Genomic DNA, 21,651 nt, shown 5'->3' with positions numbered 1-21,651 from the left:
AGCCCTCACCGCTGACAACGCGGGCCACGGCGTCCCGGGCCGGACGGCGCGATCTTCGGGCCGCCGGGGCGGCCTTACGATGGGGGCATGACTGCTTCGTCTGGCCGCCGTGTTCTGCTCGCCGCTCCCCGGGGCTACTGCGCGGGTGTGGATCGTGCCGTGATCGCTGTCGAGAAGGCTCTGGAGCAGTACGGGGCTCCGGTGTACGTCCGGCACGAGATCGTCCACAACAAGTACGTCGTGCAGACCCTGGAGAAGAAGGGCGCCGTCTTCGTCGAGCGGACGGAGGAGGTGCCGCCGGGCAACATCGTGATGTTCTCGGCGCACGGCGTGGCCCCCGTCGTCCACGAGGAGGCCGAGCGCGGGCGTCTGGCCACCATCGACGCGACCTGCCCGCTGGTGACCAAGGTCCACAAGGAGGCCGTCCGGTTCGCCAATGAGGACTACGACATCCTCCTGATCGGGCACGAGGGCCACGAGGAGGTCATCGGCACCACCGGCGAGGCCCCGGAGCACATCCAGCTCGTCGACGGCCCCGAGGACGTCGCCAAGGTCGAGGTCCGCGACCCCTCCAGGGTCGTATGGCTGTCGCAGACCACGCTCTCGGTCGACGAGACCATGGAGACGGTCGACGCGCTCAAGGAGAAGTTCCCGCAGCTGGTCTCCCCGCCCAGCGACGACATCTGCTACGCCACGCAGAACCGTCAGCTCGCCGTGAAGCAGATGGGCGCCCAGGCGGACCTGGTGATCGTGGTCGGCTCCCGCAACTCCTCCAACTCCAAGCGGCTGGTGGAGGTCGCCAAGCTCGCGGGCGCGGCGCAGTCCTACCTCGTGGACTTCGCCGACGAGATCGACGAGGCCTGGCTGGAGGGCGTCTCCACGGTCGGCGTGACCTCGGGCGCCTCGGTGCCGGAGGTCCTGGTCGAGCAGGTGCTCGAATGGCTCGCGCAGCGCGGCTTCGAGGACGTGGAGATCGTCAAGGCGGCCGAGGAGTCCATCACCTTCTCCCTGCCCAAGGAGCTCCGCCGGGACCTGCGCGAGGAGGCCGCGGCGCTGGCCGCCGAGCGCGGAGGGTCGGGTACGGCGCGGGAGTGACGGCCGGGCGTTACGGCGCAGGAGTGACTGTCAGTCCCGCGTCGTAACGTGGTGCCATGCAGATCTTCGGCGTGGACATCGGCGGATCCGGCATCAAGGGTGCCCCTGTGGACCTGGACAGGGGCGACCTGGTCCAGGAGCGGCACAAGGTGCTCACCCCGCACCCGGCGACGCCCGACGGTGTGGCCGACGGGGTCAGGCAGGTGGTCGAGCACTTCGGCTGGACGGGACCGGTCGGGCTGACGTTCCCGGGCGTCGTCACCGGTGGCGCCACGGTCCGTACGGCGGCCAACGTCGACAAGAGCTGGGTCGACACCGACGCGCGCGCGTTGTTCGGCGAGCGGCTCGGCGGCCTGCCGGTGACCGTGGTCAACGACGCCGACGCGGCGGGCGTCGCCGAGATGCGTTTCGGCGCCGGCCGGGGCCGCAAGGGCACGGTCGTCCTGCTGACCTTCGGCACCGGCATCGGCAGCGCGGTCTTCGTCGACGGCGTCCTCGTCCCCAACACCGAGCTCGGCCACCTGGAGCTGAACGGCCACGAGGCGGAGAAGCGGGCGTCCAGCAAGGCCAAGGAGGACCAGGGCCTGACCTGGGACCGCTGGGCGCGCCGGGTCCAGAAGTACCTCGCCCACGTCGAGATGCTCTTCACCCCCGAGCTGTTCATCATCGGCGGCGGCGTCAGCCGCAAGGCCCACAAGTTCCTGCCGTTCATCGAGGGCATCGAGGCGGAGATAGTCCCCGCACAGCTGCAGAACAACGCGGGCATCGTGGGCGCGGCGATGCACGCGGCGGAGCACGGCTGAAGCTGTGCGGGGCCGCGTCTCACACCGGCGTACGGCCCCGCACCGCCGCCCGCCGCCGTACCAGCGCCACCCGCCGTACCAGCACCGTCACGCCCGCGATCAGCGTCCCGGCGTACAGCCACAGGGCCTGTGTGGCAAGCGCGGTCACCAGCCCCAGCAGCCTGCCGAGGAACCCCCCGTCCCCGTCGACCACCGGCAGCAGCCCCACGGCGAACCCGATCGGCACCGCGACGGGCGCGGTCAGCAGGTCGCCCTGGCGCACCCACACCGCGGTCAGCGCGCACACCGGCACGAACAGCACGCTGTACGCGACCTGGGACCCGTCGAAGAGCAGCAGGTCGGCAAAGCCCAGCAGGAGCATGGCGGCCCCGCAGAACAGCCCGGCGCCCAGCCCCGTCAGCCGCGGACTGGGCAGCTGCCGTGGGGCGGGAGCCGCGGCCGGCGCGGGCACCGGCGGAGGCCGCACCGCCGACGCCCGCCGCGCCGAGGGCACCGGTGGCCTGCCACGTCGCGGTCCGTGCTGCTGGCCTCGCGTCGTCCTGTGTTGCTCCACCGAACCAACCTAGGTCTGTTTATGTGCCGAATAGGCCGTCTGACACGCCGGGCCGCGCACCTTGGCCGAGGGCTCGGACCGTCTCGGGGCCGGGCCGCGACACGCCGTAGACTGGTGGATCGGCCGCCTGGCCCACAGTCTCCTCACGTACTGGAAGTCGCAACGTGTCGCTCACGATCGGAATCGTCGGTCTGCCGAACGTCGGCAAGTCGACCCTGTTCAACGCCCTGACCAAGAACGACGTGCTCGCGGCCAACTACCCGTTCGCCACGATCGAGCCGAACGTCGGCGTGGTCGGCGTCCCGGACGGGCGGCTCGCCCAGCTCGCCTCGATCTTCAAGTCGGAGCGGATTCTCCCGGCGACCGTCGACTTCGTCGACATCGCCGGCATCGTGCGCGGCGCCAGCGAGGGCGAGGGCCTGGGCAACAAGTTCCTCGCGCACATCCGCGAGTCGGACGCGATCTGCCAGGTCATCCGCGCCTTCAAGGACGAGAACGTCGTCCACGTCGACGGCAGGGTCTCGCCCAAGGAGGACATCGAGACGATCAACACCGAGCTGATCCTCGCCGACCTCCAGACCATCGAGAAGGTCCTGCCCCGGCTCCAGAAGGAGTCGCGGATCAAGAAGGACGTGGCCCCGAAGGTCAAGGCCGTCGAGGAGGCCAAGGAGATCCTGGAGAAGGGCGACACCCTCTTCGCGCACGGCATCGTCCAGGGCAGCGAGCGCGCGGAACTCCTCCACGACCTGCACCTGCTGACGACGAAGCCGTTCCTCTACGTCTTCAACGTCGACGAGGACGAACTGATCGACGAGGACTTCAAGAACGAGCAGCGCGCCCTGGTCGCCCCCGCCGAGGCGATCTTCCTCAACGCCAAGCTGGAGGCCGACCTCGCCGAGCTCGACGAGGAGGAGGCCCTGGAGCTCCTGCAGTCCGTCGGCCAGAACGAGCCGGGCCTGGCCACCCTCGCCCGCGTCGGCTTCGACACCCTCGGCCTGCAGACCTACCTGACGGCCGGTCCCAAGGAGTCCCGCGCCTGGACCATCAAGAAGGGCGCCACCGCCCCCGAGGCCGCCGGCGTGATCCACACCGACTTCCAGAAGGGCTTCATCAAGGCCGAGGTCATCTCCTTCGAGGACCTCGTCGAGACCGGCTCGGTCGCCGAGGCCCGGGCCAAGGGCAAGGCCCGCATGGAGGGCAAGGACTACGTGATGCGCGACGGGGACGTGGTGGAGTTCCGCTTCAACGTGTAGCAGGCGTTGCATCGCCACGTCGCTGATCTGGCAAACATGCAGGTCAGGAGGGGTTCGACCTTTCGGGGTCGGGCCCCTGGTCGCTTCCCGTGTTGGGATGGTGCTGGGAAACCCGCCTGGTCTTCGGCTGTCATCATCCCTTGTCATCCCTACCGTGCCGAGATTGTGCTGGGACGGTGGCTGGCTTCCGTGCTGAGTCGCGGACTGTGCGGTGCGCGACGAGAGGGGGTGGGCGACTTTTCCCCGGCCTTTCCCGGGTGGCTCCCGTATGGGTGGCGGGGGCGGGCCGTAGCGCTTTTCCTACTCGTTTGACACACTTGGGTTATGGCTGAGACGACGTACAGCATCGGAGAAGGGCCGGCGACGCGGGTGAGTTTGTCGCTTCCGGAGGGGACCGCGGAGGCGATCCGTGCGCGGGTGGGCAAGCGGGAGTTCTCCGCGTTCATCGCCGCGGCGGTGGAGCGTGAGCTGCGCGGCCAGGTGTTGGACGAGTACCTGGCGGACTACGAGAACCGCAAGGGGCCGGTCTCCGAGCAGGCTCGTCAGCGGGCGCGGCAGGTCTTCGACGAGGTGTTCGCCGAGGAGGCCGAGTGGCCCGCCGCAGGCTGAGTCACGAGGGGACGCTGGTCCTCGACAGCGAGGGGCTGTCGAAGCTGCTCGCCGACGACGAGCAGGTGGTGGCTCTGGTTGCTGAGGCGCGCTCGCGAGGCATGGAGGTCGTGATCAGTGCGCTCACCATCATCGAGGCCGTACATGCCCGTACGAACAAGTCCCGTCTGAACTGGGTGCTCTCCGGACTGCGCGTAGTCCCGGTGGGCGACGAGGAGGCGAGAGCGGCCTCGAAACTGCTGATGGACGCCGGCTTGCACGGGCACAAATATGCGATCGATGCGGCGGTCGCCGAGGCCGCGCTGAGGCAGCACCGCCCCGTTGTCATGTTGACCTCCGATATCGATGACATGGTCAAACTCTGCGGCGATCGTGTCCGGCTCGTGGCGGTGTGATTTCCTGCGGTCGAGGGCGGCCCGGCCGGGCCGTGGCGGCCCTGCGTGCGTCGGTCGTCGTTGTCGACGGCGATGAACGCCCCGGCGTCGTACCGGCAGGGGATGTTCCCGGGGCAATGGCCTCCGCGCCGCTGAGGGATCGGGCGTCGGCGTCCGGTCGTTCGCGCGGGAGCGGTGCTCGCCGTCACTACGATCGTCAGGGAAGCCGGGGCGTCCCCGGCGGTACGAAGCGGGGCATGGACGTGAAAAGGGGGCGGAGCATGGCGATCTCGGCACGGGAGCGGCTGGCGCGACTGCTCGGTGGCTCGGACCCGGGCGGCTCGTTCGCCGCCTGGATGAACGCGCCGGCCGACGCGCTCCGGCTGGACGTGGAGGGTGTTGGGCCGGTGGTGCTTCCGCTGCGCGCTCCGCGTACGAAGAAGCTGATCGAGGTGGCGCGGCCGGCGAAGTTCGGGCGCGGTGAGGAGACGTTGAGCGACCCCGGTGTCCGCGACACCTGGGAGATCACTCCGGACCGGTTCGAGCTGGGCGGGACAGGGTGGGTGCCGATGCTGGACGCCGCCCTGGAATACTTCCGTGACGAGCTCGGGCTGCCGGCGAAGACCCGGCTGCGGGCCGAGCCGCACGCGCTCCTCGTGTACGGCAAGGGCCAGTTCTTCCTTCCTCACCAGGACTCCGAGAAGGACGACGCGATGGTGGGCACGCTGGTGGTGTCGCTGCCTTCGGCGCACACCGGCGGCGAACTGGTGGTGGAGCACGGCGGTGAGAGCAGGGTCTATCAGGCGTCGAAGGAGCGGCTGACCTTCGTCGCCTTCTACGCCGACTGCCGGCACGAGGTCAAGCCGGTGAAGTCGGGCTATCGGGTGACCCTCACCTTCAACCTGCTCGCCGATGCCGAGGACGAGGACGCGTCCGGGGACGTCGGCCCGGTCGCTGACCTCGCGGCTTGCCTGACCGAACACTTCGCCGAGCCGGCCCTCTCGCGCTGGGGAGGCCGGGAACTGCCTCCGCCGAACCGGCTGGTCTACCTGCTCGACCACGAGTACACCCAGCGCGGACTGTCCTGGAGCCGCCTCAAGGGCGCGGATGCCGAGCGCGCCGCGCTGCTGCGTACCGCCGCGGCGCGGGCCGGCTGCGAGGCGGTGCTCGCGCTCGCCGAGGTGAAGGAAACCTGGGACGCCTATCCGCCCGGCGGCGGTGACCCGTGGGACCGCGGCTACCACTACGACGACTCCTGTGACGAGGAGGACCTGGCCCCCGGCACCAGGAGCGGCGCCCACGAAGACCATGCGGACTACGAGCTCAACGACCTGATCGACGACGAGATCACTCTCGGCTGGTGGACCCGTCCGGACGGCGGGGGCGGCGAGGCGATCTGTCTGCCCGTCTCCTACGAGGAGCGGTGTGCCTCCACGCCGAACAAGAACCTGGAGCCCTTCCGGTCGGAGTACGAGGGCTACATGGGTAACTACGGCAACACCCTTGACCGCTGGTACCGACGTTCCGCGGTCCTGCTGTGGCCGCGCGAGCGGGCGTTCGCGGCCCGGGCCGAGGCCGGATCCGAAGGCGCGCTGGCCGAGCTGCGCGACCGGATCGCGGCTGGGGAGCTGGACAGGGTCCGGGCCGACGCGGCCTCGCTGGCGCCGTTCTGGCCGCAGGCCGCGCCGCGGGACGAAGCGCTGGGTACGGCCCTCGAGGTCGCGGCCGGCCTGGGCGTGCCCGGGACAGCGGCGATGCTGCTGGAGCCGTTCCGCGCGGAGGCGCTCACCCCGGACCATGCGGACGCGCTGGCCGCGGTGGCCGGGGCGTACGGCAGAGAGTGGACGCGTGAACTCGTCGGAGGATGGTTCCCCGCACAGTGCGTCTGGCGCGTGTCCGGGGCCGACCGTGGAGAGTGGGTGCAGGTCCTGCCCCAGCTGTGCGACGCACTGCGTGCCGCTGGGGGCTCGTACGTGGCGCGGCTGCTCGCGGACGCCGCCTGGCGCTGGCTGGAGGAAGAGCTGGGCCTGTGGTGCGCCCGGGCGCGGGCCGAGGAGCGCGGGCCGCGCCTGGCCGAACTCGGCCCGCCTCTGGCACGCGTCTGGCAGGCGGCCGAGGACGAGCGGCGGGCCGCGATCGCGCAGGCGCTGCGCGGATACCCGGACACCGTCCTGGAGTGCGTGGTCCCGGCCCTGCGCGCGGTGGCGAAGCTGCCGGCACAAGTGCGCGGGGCGGCGGGGGCCGCGCTGCTCGCGCGGGACTGCGTCGGGCGTCTCGAGGCGTTCCTCGCCACCCCGCAGCGCGCCGAGGGCGACTGGTCGATCGCCTGGGCGGGCTGCGGGGCGGGCCGTGGGCTCGTCGCCGGGAGAGGGCGGGTGCACGCGGGCGGGTGCGAGCTGTGCGACACGTTGGCCGCGTTCCTCGCTTCCTCCACCGAGCGGGTCCTGGAGTGGCCGCTGGCCAAGGACGGACGGCGGCACGTGCACAGTGCCATCGACCTGGCGGGTCTCCCGGTGAGCCACTCGACCCGGCGCCAGGGCCGTCCGTACACGCTTGTCCTGACCAAGACCGATGCACTGTTCACGCGCGAGCGGCAGACTCGGCGCACTGCGGGCACGGACCTGACCTGGTTGAAGGCGACCTGGGCGTAGGCCGGAAGGCAAAGGTGGGGAGGGTGCGGGCACGCCGGCGTCTGCCGGCGGATCCGCCATGAGCACCAGCCCTTTGACCGCCACGACTGCGACGCCCTGGTCCGCGACATGCTCGCCGTGCCCGGCGCAGGAACTGCACACCCCTCTGGGCACGGTCTCCCGCAGCTGTCTCGCCGACGGCCTGCCGCTCGCGGCCCGCTGGGGTCGACCTCATGTGTTCAGCTGTGGCCATGGCCCGGCGCACCAACAGAAGACGGGTGCCTCCCAGCTGCGATGATCTGGACTGTCCAGACCGAAACCGTCGCAGAGAAGAGGCACCCAACAGGTGCAGGCTGCCGAATGGGATCACCGGCTTGCCGTGCGGGCCGACGACAAGAACCTGATCGGCCGCTCGGGCGTGGTGCTGCTGCGGAAGGTCGTCGACCGTGTCGGCCTGGCCACCGCGCTGAGTGCGGTGTTGCCGAAGGGCACCGGGCCGGGTCGGCGGGATCGGGGCATGGCGCTGGCCCAACTGGTCTGCGCGATCGTGCTCGGCGCGACGAACGTCCTTCAGGCCGAACAGCTCCAGTACCTCTGGCGGCCGGTGTTCCCGCGGCCGGTCTCGGACAGCACCCTGGCGGTGATCGACGCCCCGGTCGCGGCCCGGGTGGAACGCGCGGCTCACCCGCGCAGTCTCATCGATGGGCCGGTCCCGGCGCCATGTATTTCCAGGCCGGTGGAGTGCCCGCCGGTCCGCAGACAGTCCGCAGTAGGCTCGTAGACGCCCGTCGGTGGCCAACGCACTCAAACGGTGAAACGCCTGTTCAGAGGCTCGGGTGGAGCTCCGCCGCAGGTCAGGATCGGCTCGCAGGCGTTCCGCTTCAACGTCTAATACGTCCGGCGAAAGGCCGCCCGACCCGCGGCGGAGCGGGTCGGGCGGCCTTTGCGGCATCCCGTGACGACCAGGCCGGGATCAAGTGCTGGGCGGACAGGGCGTCGGCCGCTCTGTCCGCGTCCCGTTCTGCGGCCGTCGGCTCGAGCGGTGGCAGCGTCCGCGTTCTTCACCACGCGTCAGCGTGAGGTGGGAAAACGTTCGGTGAGGTCCTGTCGCGCGGCCGGCCGGCAGCCGGTTTCGGTGGACTGGTCGCGCAGGTAGGGGGACCGTTCCAGAGGGGTGAGAGCGGTGTCGACGGCCGCGCAGATGGTGCGGATCGCGCGGGCCGGGTCGGGCAGGTCGACGTTCCACAGCCCGACGGAGCTGCCCGCGCCGATGGCCAGGGTCCGTCCGTCCGGGCTGAACGCCACTGCTGCGCGCGAGCGGGCCGACAGGGTGATTCTGGGCTGGCTGGTGGCGAGGTCCCACAGCTGGACTCCTCGTGCGTTGCTTGCGGCCAGGGTGCGTCCGTCGGGGCTGAAGGCCAGCGACGCCACCTCACCGCCGGCCCGGAAGCTGTCCTGGAGCCGACCGGTGCGCGCATCCCACGTCTTCACGAGTCCGTTGCTGCCGCTTGCGGTGGCCAGGGTGTGTCCGTCCGGGCTGAACGCGAGGGACAACGGGCTCCGGGTGCCCGGCTTGATGGTGCGCTGTGTGCGGCCGGTCGCGGCGTCGAGCAGCGTGACCCGTTCGCCGTCGGCCTCAATGGTCACGACGGCGAGTGTGCGGCCGTCCGGGGTGAACGCCACCGTCCTGACGGGTCGGCCGCGACCGGTGTGGGCGGTGTGCAGTGCGCCGGTCGCAAGGTGCCAGATCCGCACCGATCCCTCCGTGCCGTCGAGGGCGAGCCGTGTCCCGTCGGGACTGAAGACCGCCGTGTCGACGGAGCCCAGGGCACGGCTCTGGCGGAGGCGGCCCGTGGCGACATCCCGGACCTCGATCACCCCGTTCCCGACGGCCCGGGCAGCCAGGGCGCGCCCGGTCGGGCTGAACCCCACGGCCCCGGGGCGGGGAACCGTGAGGGGCGGCTGCTTCCCCCGGAGTACCGGGTCGGTGCCGAGCGCCAGTGTGGCTCCGCGCTCGCCGGTCCCGACATCCCAGAGCTGTACCGACGCACGGCTGGGCGGCCCTTGGCGAACCGTGGCCGCCGTGCGTCCGTCCGGACTGAATGCCATGTCGTCGATGTACGTGCCGGCATCGCCTGGCAGGGTGGTCTGCGGGTGATCAGCAGGTAGGCGATGGACGCGGGTGACGGGGTCCAGGTTGCTGCTGGTGACCAGGGTGCGACCGTCCTCGCTGAGGGCCACTTTCATGGCACCCCGTCCGTGGTGACCGGCGGTCACGGTGGCCCGCGCCGTGCCGGAGGCGGTGTCCCACAGGCGCACCGTGTCCCCGAGGCCCGGGACGGCGAGGGTCCGCCCGTCCGGGGAGAAGACCGCCTTGTTCAACTTGGTGAAACCGTCCCCCATGGTGTGCCGGACGATGCCGGTGGCCACCTCCCGCAGCTGCACCGAACCGTCGGCGCGGCCCACCGCATAGGTCCGGCCGTCAGGGCTGAAGACCACCGCATCGCCCTCACCCCGGCTGTCGTGGGCGGTCAGGGTGCGGCCGGTGGCCGCATCCCACACCCGCACCTGTCCGTTGAGGCTTGCCGCGGCGACGGTACGTCCGTCGGGGCCGAAGGCGACCGCCTGCGGGTCGGGGTGATGGGTGAAGCTGTGCCGTGTGCGGCCGGTGGCCACGTCCCACACCCGTACAGCCGCCGGGGAGGCGGCGGCGACAGTACGACCGTCGGGGCTGAAGGCCATCCCGCGTACCGAACCGTCGGGGACGGTGAGGGTGCTGAGTTTCCTGCCGGTAACCGGATCCCACAGGCCTATCACCGTGTCGGCGTCGCGGACGGAAGCGACAGCGAGGGTGCGTCCGTCGGGGCTGAACGCAGCGACTTCGCCGGGGCTGTGGCCGGTGAACGTGTGTCGGAGCCGGCCTCCGGGCAGATCCCAGATCCGCACTGTGCCGTCTCCGCTGTGGGTGGCGACGGTGTATCCGTCCGGGCTGAGGGCGAGGGAACGCACGGGTTCGGTGCCGCTGACCAGGCGCTTGCGCAGCGGTAACGCCGCGGCGGCATACAGGGCGGCGGCGGCCTCGCGGGTCGGGCTGGTCCGGTAGGCATGGACGGCGAGCAGTGAGGCGAGGTCGGGTTCGGAGTCCAGCAGCGCACGGGACTGGGCGGCCAGTTGCCGGGACTGGGCCAGGTGCTGGGCGGTGACCGCGCTCTGCCTCTGCCCCACGGCGAGGCCGGCGGCGACGAGGGCGAGGCACAGGGCGGCGGTGACCGCGGTGAGCACCAACCGGGACCGGCGACGGCCCTTCCGCTCGTGGTCGCGGCTGGCGTCGAGGAAGGCGTGCTCCACGTCGGTCAGGTCCTCGCGCGGTGCGCGGCCGAAGTGTTCCTGGGCGGCGGCGAGCCGGCTTCCCCGGAGCAGAGCGCCCTTCTCGTGCCCCAGTTCCTGCCAGGCACGGGCCGCTTCGGTCAGGTTCCGGTGCGCACGCAGGCGTTCGTGGTCCTCCTCGATCCACTCGCGCAGCCGGGGCCAGGCCGTGATCAGGGCCTCATGGGCCATCTCGACCGTGTCACCGTCCAGGGTGAGCAGCCGCGCCCCGGCGAGTGCCTCCACCGCCTGGGCGGTGTCGTCCCGGCCGGTGCCGGGCAGTTCCGCGCGCTCGACGGGACGGCGGGTGTCGGGGGTGCCGTCACCGGGGGCGACCAGGCGCAGCAACACCCGGCGGGCGGCAGCCGCCTGGTCTTCGGTGAACCGGCCGTAGACCTCCTCGGCGGTCTTGGCGATCGCGCCGTCCAGGCATCCGGCCGCCTCGTACCCCGCCATGGTCAGTGTCCTGCCGCGGCGGCGGCGCCAGGTCTCCAGCAACGCGTGGGACAGCAGCGGCAGCCCGCCCGGCGCGGTGGCGACCTCCTCGACCAGCCGGGTGGTGAGGGCGCGTTCCACGGTCAGTCCGGCGGCCGTGGCCGGCTTGACGACGGCGTCGCGCAGTTCCGCCTGGCTCATCGCTCCGGCCAGGAGGTTGGCATCGCGCAGTGCGTCGGCCAGGTCGCGGTGCTCGGCGCAGCGGCCGTAGAAGTCGCCGCGCACCGCCAGCAGCACCCGCAGGCGGCTCTCGGGCTGCCGGGCTGTCAGCAGCAGATCGATGAAGCGGGCGCGCTCGGCCGCATCGTGGCAGAGGGTGAAGACTTCCTCGAACTGGTCGACGATCACGAACGTGTCCGCTCCGACGCTGCCGTCGCGGGGAACCGCGGGTGCGAGGAGGGGGGCGTGGCTGCGGGCGGGGCATTCGCCCGGTGTCAGGATCCGGATCGCGGCCGGGCGCAGGCCCGGCTCCCGGGTGTGCCGGAGGACGGATATCAGGCCGGCCCGCAGCAGGGAGGACTTGCCGCTGCCGGAGGGGCCGAAGAGCGCGGCGAACCGCCGGCGGCGCAGCAGGTCGACCAGGTCGGCGGTGAGCTGTTCCCGGCCGAAGAACAGGCCGCTGTCCCCGGTCTCGAACCGTGCCAGGCCCCGGTAGGGCGCGAGTGATCCGTCGTCGTCCCGAGAGTCGTCACCGGCGGACTCCTCCAGCGCCTCCTTCCACCGGGCCTCCCATTCCGCCAGGTCTCCACCGCACGCCCCCGCATAGGCCAGGGCCACCGGCAGTGTCGGCAACTGCTCGCCCGCAGCCGCCTGCGACAGTGTGGTCACCGAGTAGCCCGCCCGCTGGGCCAGCGACCGGTAGGTGATCCCGTCCGCCTCCGCCCTCAGCTTGCGTAACTCGAACGCGAACCGCTGCACCGGACCCGCCGCCGGATCCACCGGCACCTCACGACGCCCCGCCACACCTTCACCCCCTCCAACCGCCCCCGCATCGGAGCGGGCAGCCAATCCATGCACCTCTATGACGAAAGGCCCGGGCACCCCGTCTCATTGTTCGGCCGCCGGAACGGTACTGCCGAACAATGCTCCAGCCGCTGAACTCGGTGGTGCGAGCGGTGCGGGGGACCGCTCCGCGGGAAACGCCCGGCTGGTCAGCGCACAGGAACCGAGTGCGAGGCGGCCGGTGCGTCATCTCCCCGAAGCCGCAGACCACGCCGACACCCGCCTCACGACAAGCCCGACGACACCTCACTGGAGAGGACTCTGTCTCCGTATGGAATTGCCACCCTTCGTCCCTGCTTCACCGGTGCGCTCACTTTTCGGTGCATCGCGATTACCGGCCGCCATCACGGCGGCCGGTCCGTCGCGGTTGGGCTGGCTGGACGCGTTGCGCGGCATCGCCGCACTCGTCGTGGTGTTCGACCACTCGTCGTACACCTTCCTTGCGGACTTCCGGCGGGAGTTGATGCCGCAGTTCAACACCAGCCGCTACGGCATCATGGTGTTCTTCCTGGTGAGCGGCTACATCATCCCCGCGTCGCTGGAGCGCCGGGGCTGCGTCCGGACGTTCTGGATCGGACGGATCTTCCGTGTGTACCCGCTGTGGGCGGCCGTCGTCACCGTGCTCCTTGCCGTCAACCTCTCGGGCATCGCGGAGATGCGTGACTTCGGTCAGCAGAGCGCTGTCACCGTGGCCGTCGCCCACGCCACCATGCTCCAGGAGTTACTGGGGACGCCCAATCTCCTGCTCGTCCTGTGGACGCTCTCGTACGAGATGTCCTTCTACCTGCTGGTCGTCGCTCTTTTCACGGTCCGCCTCCACCGGCAGTCCGCGGCGGTCGCCGTCATCCTGGCCGTGCTCGCCGCTGCGAGCGTGACGGCGGGGGTGGTGCTGCCGGCCTCCGCCCTGTCCGGCCTGGTCGGCACCGGCCCGCTGATCGCGTTCGCCTCGATCGCCATGGGAGTCGCCATCTGCTGTGCGAGCGCCGGGTCACCCGTGCTCCGGGGGTTCGGGGGTGTGTTGGGCGGGGTGCTGGCGCTCGTTCTGGTCCCGTTCAACGGCACGGTCCCGCTGTGGGAGGGCCTGGTGATCCTCGCCGTGATGTTCCTCGGCACCGCCGTCCACCGTGCCGAGAACGGTCAGAGCACCTGGCACTGTGCGGCCGGCACTGCCGTCATGGTGGTCGCCTGTGCCGTGGGGAGTGCGTACTGGTACGGCGACGGTGACCACTTCACACGGCGCGGCTGGATCGTCGCGTTCCTGCTGGCTGTGCTCACATTCGGCGCCGGACTGGCGTCACGCCGCCGGCGCATGCCGCGGATGCTGACCGGATTAGGAACGATCAGCTACTCGGTCTATCTGGTGCATCCGGTGCTGCTGGCGGTGATCGACAGCACGATCGGCCGACGGCGGCAGGACGATCCCGCGCTCGAAGTGGCGTTCTTCGTCGTGCTGCTGCCCCTGTGCCTGCTGACCTACCGTTGCATCGAAGCGCCGAGCCAGGCCTGGGGCCGCAGGCTGGCACGCCGCGTGCAGCCACCGTGACGAGCGCCCGTGCCGCACCGCCTTTGCGGTGCCACGGCTCCGCCGTCGAGCTGCTGGACGAGTCTCTCGATTCGGGAGGTCATGAGGCGGAGTGGTCGCGGCGCCAGAAGGTGGGAAGCCACCAGCAGAGCACCGAGGGGTCCGCCGGCCAGGGGCCCGGTCCTCCGCTCCCCAGACCTCGAAGGAGTCCCGCGTGAGGTCGATCGGGCGCCAGGCCGGATCGAGCGGTTCGTCTGCTGCCGGGGGCCGGACGAACCGTCGGCCGTGCTGGTCGCACGCGCCGAAGTCCCGGTGGTTGCGCTGGGCCTCGATCAGGGAGACCTTGTTCGCCCCGCCGTCCATGGTCGGCCAGCGGAACTGGATGGCGTCGTCCTCCCAGAAGCAGATGGGGCAGACCGTGTACGACCCGGGCATCTCGTCGAGTACGAGGTGCCCGCAGCAGGGACAGGGGCAACGGCGGCTCACCGGCGCAGTCTTGTCGATGGGCCGGTCCCGGTGCCATGTATTTCCAGGCCGGTGGAGGACCAGCCAGTCCGCGGACAGTCCGCAGGACGCTCGTGGGCGCCCGTCGGAGGCCAACGCAACCAAACGGCGAAACCGCAGGCCAGTGCCCTGGGTTGGGCTCCGTCGCAGGTCAGGATCGGGCCTCGGACGTTCCTCTTCGAGGTGGGGTGCGAAAGACGTCGGGCGGGAACCTCTGGCCGGCTCGGAGGCGCGCGGCGGCGGTGCGGGCTGCCACGAGCGCGGCGACCGGGCCGGCTGTGGCCGGGGTGCGGGGCCATCATGCGGTGCTGTGGCCTTCGCGGGTGTAGGGGTGTCATGGGTTGTCCGGGCCGAGGCGGATCTGGGCGCCCTCGTCGTCGGCGGTGAGGCGGTTGCGTCAGGTGCGCAGCCGCACCGTGCGGGCGGCGGCCATGGCGGAGGGGCGGCCCCTCCGCCATGGCCGTTGCCGGAGGCGTCCACCGGGGTGCGGTGGTGCGTCAGTCCTTGTAGTCGGGGCAGGTCCGGTCGAGGAGGCGCAGCAGGGCCGCCCAGGCGAGTTCGTACGCGTCGTGGTCCTCGAAGTCCGAGGTCGCCTCGCCCGCGAGCTGCTGGGCCGTGTACTCGCAGATCTCGGCCGGCGGAAGGACGAGGGGGCCGCCGCCCGCCTGGGCCGTGACCTGGATCTCGCAGGCCTTTTCCAGGTAGTACATGCGCAGGAAGGCCTGTGCCGCGCTCTCGCCGACGGTCAGCAGGCCGTGGTTGCGCAGGATCAGGGCGGGGTGGTCGCCGATGTCGGCGACCAGGCGCTGCTGTTCGTCGAGGTTGAGGGCGACGCCCTCGTAGTCGTGGTAGCCGACGCGGTTGTGGAACTCCATCGACATCTGGTTGACCGGCAGCAGGCCCTCGCGCTGGGCGGCGACGGCGCAGCCGGCCTTGGTGTGCGTGTGCAGGACGCAGTGGGCGTCGGGGCGGGCGGCGTGGATGGCGCTGTGGATGACGAAGCCGGCGGGGTTGACCGGGTACGGGGTCGGCTCGACCGGGTTTCCGTCGAGGTCGATCTTGACCAGGTTGGAGGCGGTGATCTCCTCGAAGAGCAGCCCGTAGGGGTTGATGAGGAAGTGGTGGTCGGGCCCGGGCAGCCGCAGCGAGATGTGCGTGAAGATCAGGTCCGTCATCCGGAAGTGGGCGACGAGCCGGTAGACGGCGGCGAGTTCGCGGCGCAGTCGCGTCTCCTCGGCGAGCGCGTCGTCGTGGACGGGGGCGGCGAGGACGTCGGTCATACGGCGGCTCCTTCGGTGGTGGGGTCGATGACGGGAGTCAGGGGGCGGCCGGTGCGCTGCCAGGCGATGACGTTCTCGGCGGGTCGGCAGACGTAGGCCCGCCGCGAGGTGTCGGACAGGTAGGCGCTGTGCGGGGAGAGCTGGATGCGGGGGTGGGAGCGCAGGGGGTCGTCGGTGGGGGGCGGCTCGACGGGGAAGACGTCGAGGGCGGCGCCGGCCAGCTGCCCGGAGTCCAGGGCGGTCAGCAGGGCCTGGGGGTCGACGAGTTCGCCCCGGGAGACGTTGACGAGGAGGCTGCCGGGCCGCATCGCCCTCAGCAGTGCGTCGTCGACCAGGCCGTGGGTGGCCGGGGTGAGCGGCACGTGCAGGGACAGGATGTCCGAGGACGCCGCGAGTCCGGCGGCGCTGTCGTGGCGTTCGACGTCGGTCGGCCAGCGGGCGTGGTCGGCGTGCGGGTCGTGAGCGGCGACGCGGCCGAAGACGGGTGCGGCAAGGGTCGCGAACGTGCGGGCGATACGACCGAGTCCGACCAGGCCCAGGGTCATCTCGCTCGCCCGGCGCGGCAGTTGCGTCCCGCCGATGAACTCGGTGTTCCAGCCGCCCGAGCGGACGACGGCGTCGGCCTGCGGGAGTCTGCGCACCAGCGACAGGGCCGAGGCCAGCGCATGGACGGCGACGTCCTCGGTGGCGGCGTCGGGCAGGTTGGTCACCCACAGCCCGCGGCGCCGGGCCTGAACCGTGTCGATCATGTCGTATCCCGCGGACATGGTCGCGAGGATGCGCAGCCGGGGCAGCCGGCCCAGCAGGGCGGCGTCGATGCGTGCGTAGCCGACGATCAGGGCGACGGCGTCCTCGGCGACGGCCGCGATGACGTCCGGGTCGCGGCTGTCGGCGACCTGTACGTCGAATCCGGCGTCCCGCAGCAGTCGGATGCCCGGTGCGGGATCGAGGTCCTCGGTGTCGGTGAAGACGGCGAGGGGGCGGCTCGTCATCCCGGTCATCCTCCTGCTGTACAGATGATTCGTCCGTTACTCATCCACTGAACTTACGATTCCTCTTGTTCGCCTGTCCATGAACGATTGACGCGTTCACCAGTGATCCACGTCACCTTCGCCCCGACCGATCGAAGGCCGTAGCCGAGAATGTGAGCGGACCCGGGCGCGCCCGCACCCTGGGCCGCCGAACCGAGGAGATCAGCCCAGGTGGATCTGGACCCCATCGACCTGGCCGTCGTCCGCGCCCTGCAGACCGATGGCCGCCTCACCTACGAGACGCTGGCGCAGCGTGCGGGCCTGTCCCGCCCGGCGACCCGGGCGCGCGTGCAGCGACTGCTCGACTCGGGCGCGGTCCGGGTGGTCGCCGTCGTGCATCCCGCCGTGCGCGGACTGACGGCCTCCGCCCATCTGTCGGTCGACGTCCACGGCGAGGCGCGCCGGGTCGCGCGGGAGATCGCGGCGATGCCCCAGGCGCCGTTCGTCACGCTCACCGCCGGGCAGCGCGCCGTCATGGCCGAACTGCGTACCGAGGGATTCGACGAGCTGAGCCGGGCCATCGAGCGGGTGCGCGCCCTGCCCGGTGTGTCGGCGGTGGATCCGCTGATCAGCATGCGGCAACTGAAGGACCCGTACCTGCTGGCGGGCGAGCCGACCGTCTCCGATCTCGACGAGACCGATCTGCTGATCCTGGACGAGCTGGAGCGGGACGGACGGCTGCCCTTCGCCGAGCTCGCCGAACGCGTCGGCCTGTCCGCGGGTGCCACGCGCGCCCGCACGCTGCGCCTGCTGGACGGTGGCGTGGTGAAGGTGCTGGCACTCGTCCGGCCCGAGGTGCTGGGTCTCGGATACCTGTGCGGCTTCGCGGTGCGCCTGGCCGGCGAGCGCGACAAGGTGGTGCCCACCCTGCTCGGCCTCGAGCGGATCTCGTTCCTGTCCACCTGTGTCGGAAGGGCCGAGCTCATCGGGACGATCACGGCCGAGTCGCTTGCGGCGGTCCGGGCGACGCTCGACGACATGCGGGCCTGCGCGGGGGTGCGGGGTGTGGAGAGCTGGGTGCATCTGGAACTGATCAAGGAGCGGTACGACCTGGGCGCGTCGACGGCCTGACGGCGGGCGCCGCACCGTGATTGACGATCCGTAGGCGATTCGGCAAATGGCTTCCGAAAAATTATTTGGCCAGCCCTCTAGAAAACTTCTCGTTCGTTACCTACCGTTCTCGCGAACGATTCGCCGCTCTGGCATGTGTCTGGCCGAAAGCAGGATCCCCTCATGCACCACCCCGTCTCCGCATCCCACGCCGACCGCACCCTGCTGGTCACGGGCGCCGACGTCGCCGTCGCCGGCACATCGGTCAGGGCCGAGGCCCTCGCCGTGCGCGGCGACCGCATCGTGCACGTCGGCACCGCCGACGACGCCCGCGCCGCGCTCGGCGGACGCGTCGACGAGGCGCTGGAGCTCGACGGGGGACTGGTTCACCCCGGTTTCGTCGACGCCCACTGCCACCCCGTGATGTACGGGCAGGCGCTGGCCTGGGTCGACTGCCGGCCCGAGCGCGTGCCCGACATCGACACGCTCGTCGCCGTCCTGACCGAAGCGGCCCGCGAACTGCCCGCAGGCGTCCCCGTGCGCGGCTTCGGCTACGAGCACCGCCGCCTCGCCGAGCGCCGCCACCCCACCTGCCACGACCTCGACCGGATCGCCACCGACCGCGAGGTGTACGTCATGAACGCCTCCGGCCACGGCGGCGTCGTCAACTCCCACACCCTGCGCACCTGCGGCATCACCGCAGGCACCCCGGACCCCGAGGGCGGCTCCATCGGCCGCTTCGACTCCGGCGAGCCCGACGGGCAGCTGTGGGACGCCGCCTGCGACCTGCTCACCGGCCCCGGCGGCGTGAAGATCGGCAACCACGGTCCGAACTTCCACCTCTCCGAGCCCGACGCGATCATGGCCGACCACCTGCTGCGCGCCCAGGAGACCTTCCTGGCCGCCGGAGTGACCACGGTCGGCGACGCGCAGGCCTCGCGACGCGAGATGGAGACGTATCTGCGCGCCCACGCCGACGGCTCGCTGCGCATGCGCGTCTCCGCCTACCTCACCTCCGCGCTCCTCGACACCGCCCTCGACCTGGGCGCGGTGCACGGCTTCGGCGACGACCTCTTCCGCATCCAGGGCGTGAAGTTCTACGCCGACGGCACGCTCGGCGGCTGGACCGCCTACTTCCCCGAGGGATACGCGGCCGACTGCTGCCACCACGGGCAGCTGTACCACTCGGCCGAGGAGTACGCCGAGATCGTCGCCAAGGCGCACCGCGCCGGACTGCAGACCGCCACGCACGCCCAGTCCCCGTTCGCCATCGGCATGGTCCTCGACGCGATCGAGAAGGCACAGTCGGACGTCCCTCGCGCCGACATGCGCCACCGCATCGAGCACTGCGGGCTGCCGACCGACGAGCAGATCACGCGCATGGGCGAGCTCGGCGTCGTACCCGTGATGCAGCCGCAGCACCACCTGCGCACCGGCGACGGCACGCTCACCGCGATCGGCGAACTCGGCCACCGCTACAACCCGGCGGGGCTCTGCCTCCCGGCCGGCGTCCCGGTCGTCTTCAGCTCGGACGCGCCCGTCGCGCCGCCTGCCCCGCTGGAGGCCGTCTCCGCCGCCGCGACCCGGCGCACCGTCCTGGGCACGGTCCTCGGCGACGCCTCCCTGCGCCTGCCGGTCGCCGACGGACTGCACGCCCACACGGCCGCCGCGGCGTCCGCGCTCCACCGCGAGCACGCGGTCGGCGCTCTCGCCCCGGGCCTGCTCGCCGACTTCGTCGTCCTCGACGCCGACCCGCTGGCCGGCGACCCGGCCGAGCTCGCCTCGATCACCGTGCGCGAGACGTGGATCGGCGGCACGCGCGCCTGGGCCGCCCCGGGCCGCTGACCCGCCCCCTTCCGTCACGGCACCGCATCCTCGTCTTCTTCCCTTTCCCCGCCCCTGCCCGGAGGACTCCATGTCCCAGCCGTCCCCATCCAGACCGGCACAGAACCCCAAGAGAGCCGCGGTTGCGGCGCTCGTCGGCACCTCCATCGAGTGGTACGACTTCTACGCGTTCGCCACCGCCGCGGCGATCGTCTTCAACGACGTGTTCTTCCCGGAGGACATGTCACCGTTCCTGCGGACGCTCTCCGCCTTCGGCACCTTCGCCGTCGGCTTCGTGCTGCGACCGCTCGGCGGCATCGTCTTCGGTCACATCGGCGACCGGGTCGGCCGCAAGAAGACCCTCGTCATCACGCTGATGATGATGGGCGTCGCGTCCTTCGCCATCGGTCTCCTGCCGACCTACGCCCAGGTCGGTGTCCTCGCCCCCATCCTGCTGATCGTGCTGCGGCTGATCCAGGGCATCGCGATCGGCGGCGAGTGGGGCGGCGCCGTCCTGGTCGCCGTCGAGAACGCCCCCAAGGGCAGGGCCACGTTCTTCGGCTCGTTCGCCCAGCTCGGCTCCTCCGTCGGCGCGCTGCTGTCCACCGGTGCGTTCTCCCTCATGAACCTGTGGGGCACCGAGGCCTTCCACAGCTGGGGATGGCGCGTGCCGTTCCTCGCTTCGGCGGTCCTCGTCGCCGTCGGTCTCGTGGTGCGCCTCAAGCTGGAGGAGGCCCCGGTCATGGACGAGATCAAGGCCCAGCGCACCGAAGAGGACAAGCTGCCGGTCGTCGAGGTGTTCCAGTCCTCCTGGCGGACCGTGCTGACCGGCGTCTTCGCCCTGGCCACCGCGACCGGCGGCTACTACGTGGTGACCAGCTTCCTCCTCTCCTACGGCACGGGCGAGCTGAAGCTGTCGGAGTCCATGCTGCTCAACGGCCTGTCCCTGGCGGCCTTCGTGGAACTCGTCGTCACCCCCGGCCTGTCCTGGATCGGCGACCGGATCGGCGCGCACAAGGTGGTCGTCTTCGGCCTGGCGGGCGTGATCGTGCTCTCCATACCGCAGTTCATGGCGATGGAGACGGGCAGCGTCGTCCTCATCTACGCCGCGATGATGGCGATGCGGTTCGTGATGTCCGCGCTGTACGGGCCGATCGCCACGATCCTCGCCGAGGGCTTCGAGCCCCGCGTGCGGTACACCGGGATCTCGCTGTCCTACCAGGTCTGCAACATGATCTTCGGTGGCTTCGCGCCGCTCGCGGCGGTCTCCCTCAGCGCCCTGGCCGGCGGCCACTACTGGCCGGCCGCCGCCCTCCTGATGGCCATCTCCGCGATCGGCATCTGGTGCACCCTCCGCCTGCGCCGATTCGGATCGGACGGTACGCCGACCGCCGAGCAGGACCGCCCGGCGGTGACCCTGGCGACGAACTGAGCCTCCGCGCCTGACGAACCGGCTGTGTCACGAACTCGTGCACGGCCGGTTCGTTCACGTGGCTGTGCGGCAGCGATCAGTCCGCGACCACGCCGACGGCCACCTCGCGTGAACTCTCGTGAATGGACTGGGTCTCGCACCACACCGTCTTGTTGTCGGGGCCCTGCTCCACGCCCCACCGCAGGGTCAGCGCGTCGAGAAGGGCGAGGCCGCGGCCGGTCTCGGAGTCCTCTTCGGCCGCCGGGCGCAGGACGGGAAGTGCGCGCGGGTTCGGGTCGGTGACCTCGAGGCGCGTACGGTCCTGGGTGCAGGACACACGGACGGTCACAGGGACGCCCTCACCGAGGTGGCGGATGACGTTGGTGAGGAGTTCGCTCGCGCAGAGCTGGAGGTCGGCGCAGGGTCCGCCCAGGTATGCGCGTAGTTCCCGGCGGACCTCGCGCACCTCCTTCGGGGTGGCGAGCAACTCCAGCGTCAGGGGCGGCCGCATCACGCAATCCCCTTGCGCAGGGCGGCGATCAGGGCGCGGGCGGTGTGCAGGTTGCAGTTGCCCAACGCGATGAGGGGCCGGGTCGGGCAACGGGCGGCGAAGGTCGGCAGGTCGATGCCGAGGGACGGCAGCGTGATGCCGTGGGCGGCGAGAACGGCCCGCAACTCCTCGGCGCAGTCCTGTACGTCGGAGTGGTCGTGCATGGGGGGTCACACCTTCCAGTGCGCTCTGTGACGAACTGCTCACAGACTGGCGTCATGGTGCGTACCGTGAAAGAGGTTCGGGCTCCCGGCCTTGAAGTGCGCGTATGTGCCGTGCGGTTGGTACAGGCGCGGGAA

Annotated in this window: 17 protein-coding genes and 1 pseudogene; 11 read left to right on the top strand and 7 right to left on the bottom strand. The window is 71.1% G+C overall.

Translation table 11 applies throughout. The annotated features are described in order from the left end of the window. Positions 1–87: 87 nt before the first annotated feature. Positions 88–1,095 carry a 4-hydroxy-3-methylbut-2-enyl diphosphate reductase gene (locus ACX25U_RS12845; protein ID WP_454391660.1) on the top strand — a complete coding sequence of 336 codons (1,008 nt, stop codon included), beginning with the start codon at positions 88–90 and terminating at the stop codon, positions 1,093–1,095. A gap of 56 nt (positions 1,096–1,151) precedes the next feature. Further along, positions 1,152–1,898, top strand: a complete 747-nt coding sequence (gene ppgK, locus ACX25U_RS12840) for a polyphosphate--glucose phosphotransferase (protein WP_454391658.1) — start codon at positions 1,152–1,154, stop codon at positions 1,896–1,898. A 19-nt stretch (positions 1,899–1,917) separates the two neighbouring features. On the opposite strand, the gene ACX25U_RS12835 is transcribed toward ppgK, so the two are convergent. After that, positions 1,918–2,451 carry a DUF6542 domain-containing protein gene (locus tag ACX25U_RS12835; RefSeq protein ID WP_454391656.1) on the bottom strand — a complete coding sequence of 178 codons (534 nt, stop codon included), beginning with the start codon at positions 2,449–2,451 and terminating at the stop codon, positions 1,918–1,920. Between the two features lie 164 nt (positions 2,452–2,615). Between ACX25U_RS12835 and ychF the strand changes: the two genes are divergently transcribed. From ychF to ACX25U_RS12810, 5 genes are all read left to right on the top strand, one after another. After that, entirely contained in the window at positions 2,616–3,704 is a 1,089-nt protein-coding gene (gene ychF / locus ACX25U_RS12830; protein WP_454391654.1) for a redox-regulated ATPase YchF, read from the top strand. Positions 3,705–4,028: 324 nt separating this feature from the next. Then, positions 4,029–4,313, top strand: coding sequence for a hypothetical protein (locus ACX25U_RS12825; protein WP_100571986.1), 285 nt, complete (start codon positions 4,029–4,031; stop codon positions 4,311–4,313). Beyond that, positions 4,295–4,708 (top strand): DNA-binding protein, encoded by a 414-nt coding sequence (locus ACX25U_RS12820; RefSeq protein ID WP_454391652.1) that lies wholly within the window; start codon positions 4,295–4,297, stop codon positions 4,706–4,708. Before ACX25U_RS12825 ends, ACX25U_RS12820 begins: the two co-directional genes overlap by 19 nt. Before the next feature lie 260 nt (positions 4,709–4,968). Continuing rightward, complete coding sequence (locus ACX25U_RS12815; RefSeq protein ID WP_454391650.1) at positions 4,969–7,338, top strand: 2OG-Fe(II) oxygenase; 2,370 nt, start codon at positions 4,969–4,971, stop codon at positions 7,336–7,338. 325 nt (positions 7,339–7,663) lie between these two features. Continuing rightward, complete coding sequence (locus tag ACX25U_RS12810) at positions 7,664–8,098, top strand: hypothetical protein (protein WP_454391648.1); 435 nt, start codon at positions 7,664–7,666, stop codon at positions 8,096–8,098. 290 nt (positions 8,099–8,388) lie between these two features. Here ACX25U_RS12810 and ACX25U_RS12805 read toward each other — a convergent pair whose 3' ends face one another. Continuing rightward, entirely contained in the window at positions 8,389–12,141 is a 3,753-nt protein-coding gene (locus ACX25U_RS12805; protein ID WP_454391646.1) for an nSTAND1 domain-containing NTPase, read from the bottom strand. Between the two features lie 406 nt (positions 12,142–12,547). Between ACX25U_RS12805 and ACX25U_RS12800 the strand changes: the two genes are divergently transcribed. Further along, a complete protein-coding gene (locus ACX25U_RS12800; protein WP_454394241.1) occupies positions 12,548–13,723 on the top strand; it encodes an acyltransferase family protein in 1,176 nt (391 codons plus the stop codon). 288 nt (positions 13,724–14,011) lie between these two features. On the opposite strand, the pseudogene ACX25U_RS12795 reads toward ACX25U_RS12800, so the two are convergent. The 3 genes and pseudogenes from ACX25U_RS12795 to ACX25U_RS12785 form a co-directional block, all read right to left on the bottom strand. Further along, a pseudogene (locus ACX25U_RS12795) lies at positions 14,012–14,137 on the bottom strand (CPCC family cysteine-rich protein); the annotation flags it as partial. A gap of 566 nt (positions 14,138–14,703) precedes the next feature. Then, a complete protein-coding gene (locus ACX25U_RS12790; protein WP_454391644.1) occupies positions 14,704–15,486 on the bottom strand; it encodes a class II aldolase/adducin family protein in 783 nt (260 codons plus the stop codon). Beyond that, positions 15,483–16,478: a C-terminal binding protein gene (locus ACX25U_RS12785; protein WP_454391642.1), complete on the bottom strand. Its 996-nt coding sequence runs from the start codon at positions 16,476–16,478 to the stop codon at positions 15,483–15,485. The genes ACX25U_RS12790 and ACX25U_RS12785 overlap by 4 nt, the downstream gene beginning before the upstream one ends. A 210-nt stretch (positions 16,479–16,688) precedes the next feature. Between ACX25U_RS12785 and ACX25U_RS12780 the strand changes: the two genes are divergently transcribed. The 3 genes from ACX25U_RS12780 to ACX25U_RS12770 all read left to right on the top strand — a co-directional run bounded on the left by ACX25U_RS12780 (position 16,689) and on the right by ACX25U_RS12770 (position 20,823). After that, positions 16,689–17,588, top strand: coding sequence for an Lrp/AsnC family transcriptional regulator (locus ACX25U_RS12780; protein WP_454391640.1), 900 nt, complete (start codon positions 16,689–16,691; stop codon positions 17,586–17,588). A gap of 162 nt (positions 17,589–17,750) precedes the next feature. After that, positions 17,751–19,412 carry an amidohydrolase gene (locus tag ACX25U_RS12775; protein WP_454391638.1) on the top strand — a complete coding sequence of 554 codons (1,662 nt, stop codon included), beginning with the start codon at positions 17,751–17,753 and terminating at the stop codon, positions 19,410–19,412. Positions 19,413–19,482: 70 nt separating this feature from the next. Next, positions 19,483–20,823 carry an MFS transporter gene (locus tag ACX25U_RS12770; RefSeq protein ID WP_454391636.1) on the top strand — a complete coding sequence of 447 codons (1,341 nt, stop codon included), beginning with the start codon at positions 19,483–19,485 and terminating at the stop codon, positions 20,821–20,823. Between the two features lie 76 nt (positions 20,824–20,899). On the opposite strand, the gene ACX25U_RS12765 is transcribed toward ACX25U_RS12770, so the two are convergent. Together ACX25U_RS12765 and ACX25U_RS12760 are read right to left on the bottom strand one after the other, a co-directional pair. Beyond that, complete coding sequence (locus tag ACX25U_RS12765; protein ID WP_454391634.1) at positions 20,900–21,313, bottom strand: ATP-binding protein; 414 nt, start codon at positions 21,311–21,313, stop codon at positions 20,900–20,902. Continuing rightward, the gene (locus tag ACX25U_RS12760; RefSeq protein WP_454391632.1) at positions 21,313–21,516 is read right to left on the bottom strand and encodes a hypothetical protein; all 204 of its coding nucleotides are present in this window, start codon (positions 21,514–21,516) and stop codon (positions 21,313–21,315) included. Before ACX25U_RS12760 ends, ACX25U_RS12765 begins: the two co-directional genes overlap by 1 nt. Between the last annotated feature and the right edge of the window lie 135 nt (positions 21,517–21,651).

It is taken from the genome of Streptomyces sp. JNUCC 63, from assembly GCF_054366325.1.
Note: the sequence above shows the minus strand (reverse complement) of the source record. Positions and strands in the feature narration are given on the sequence as shown.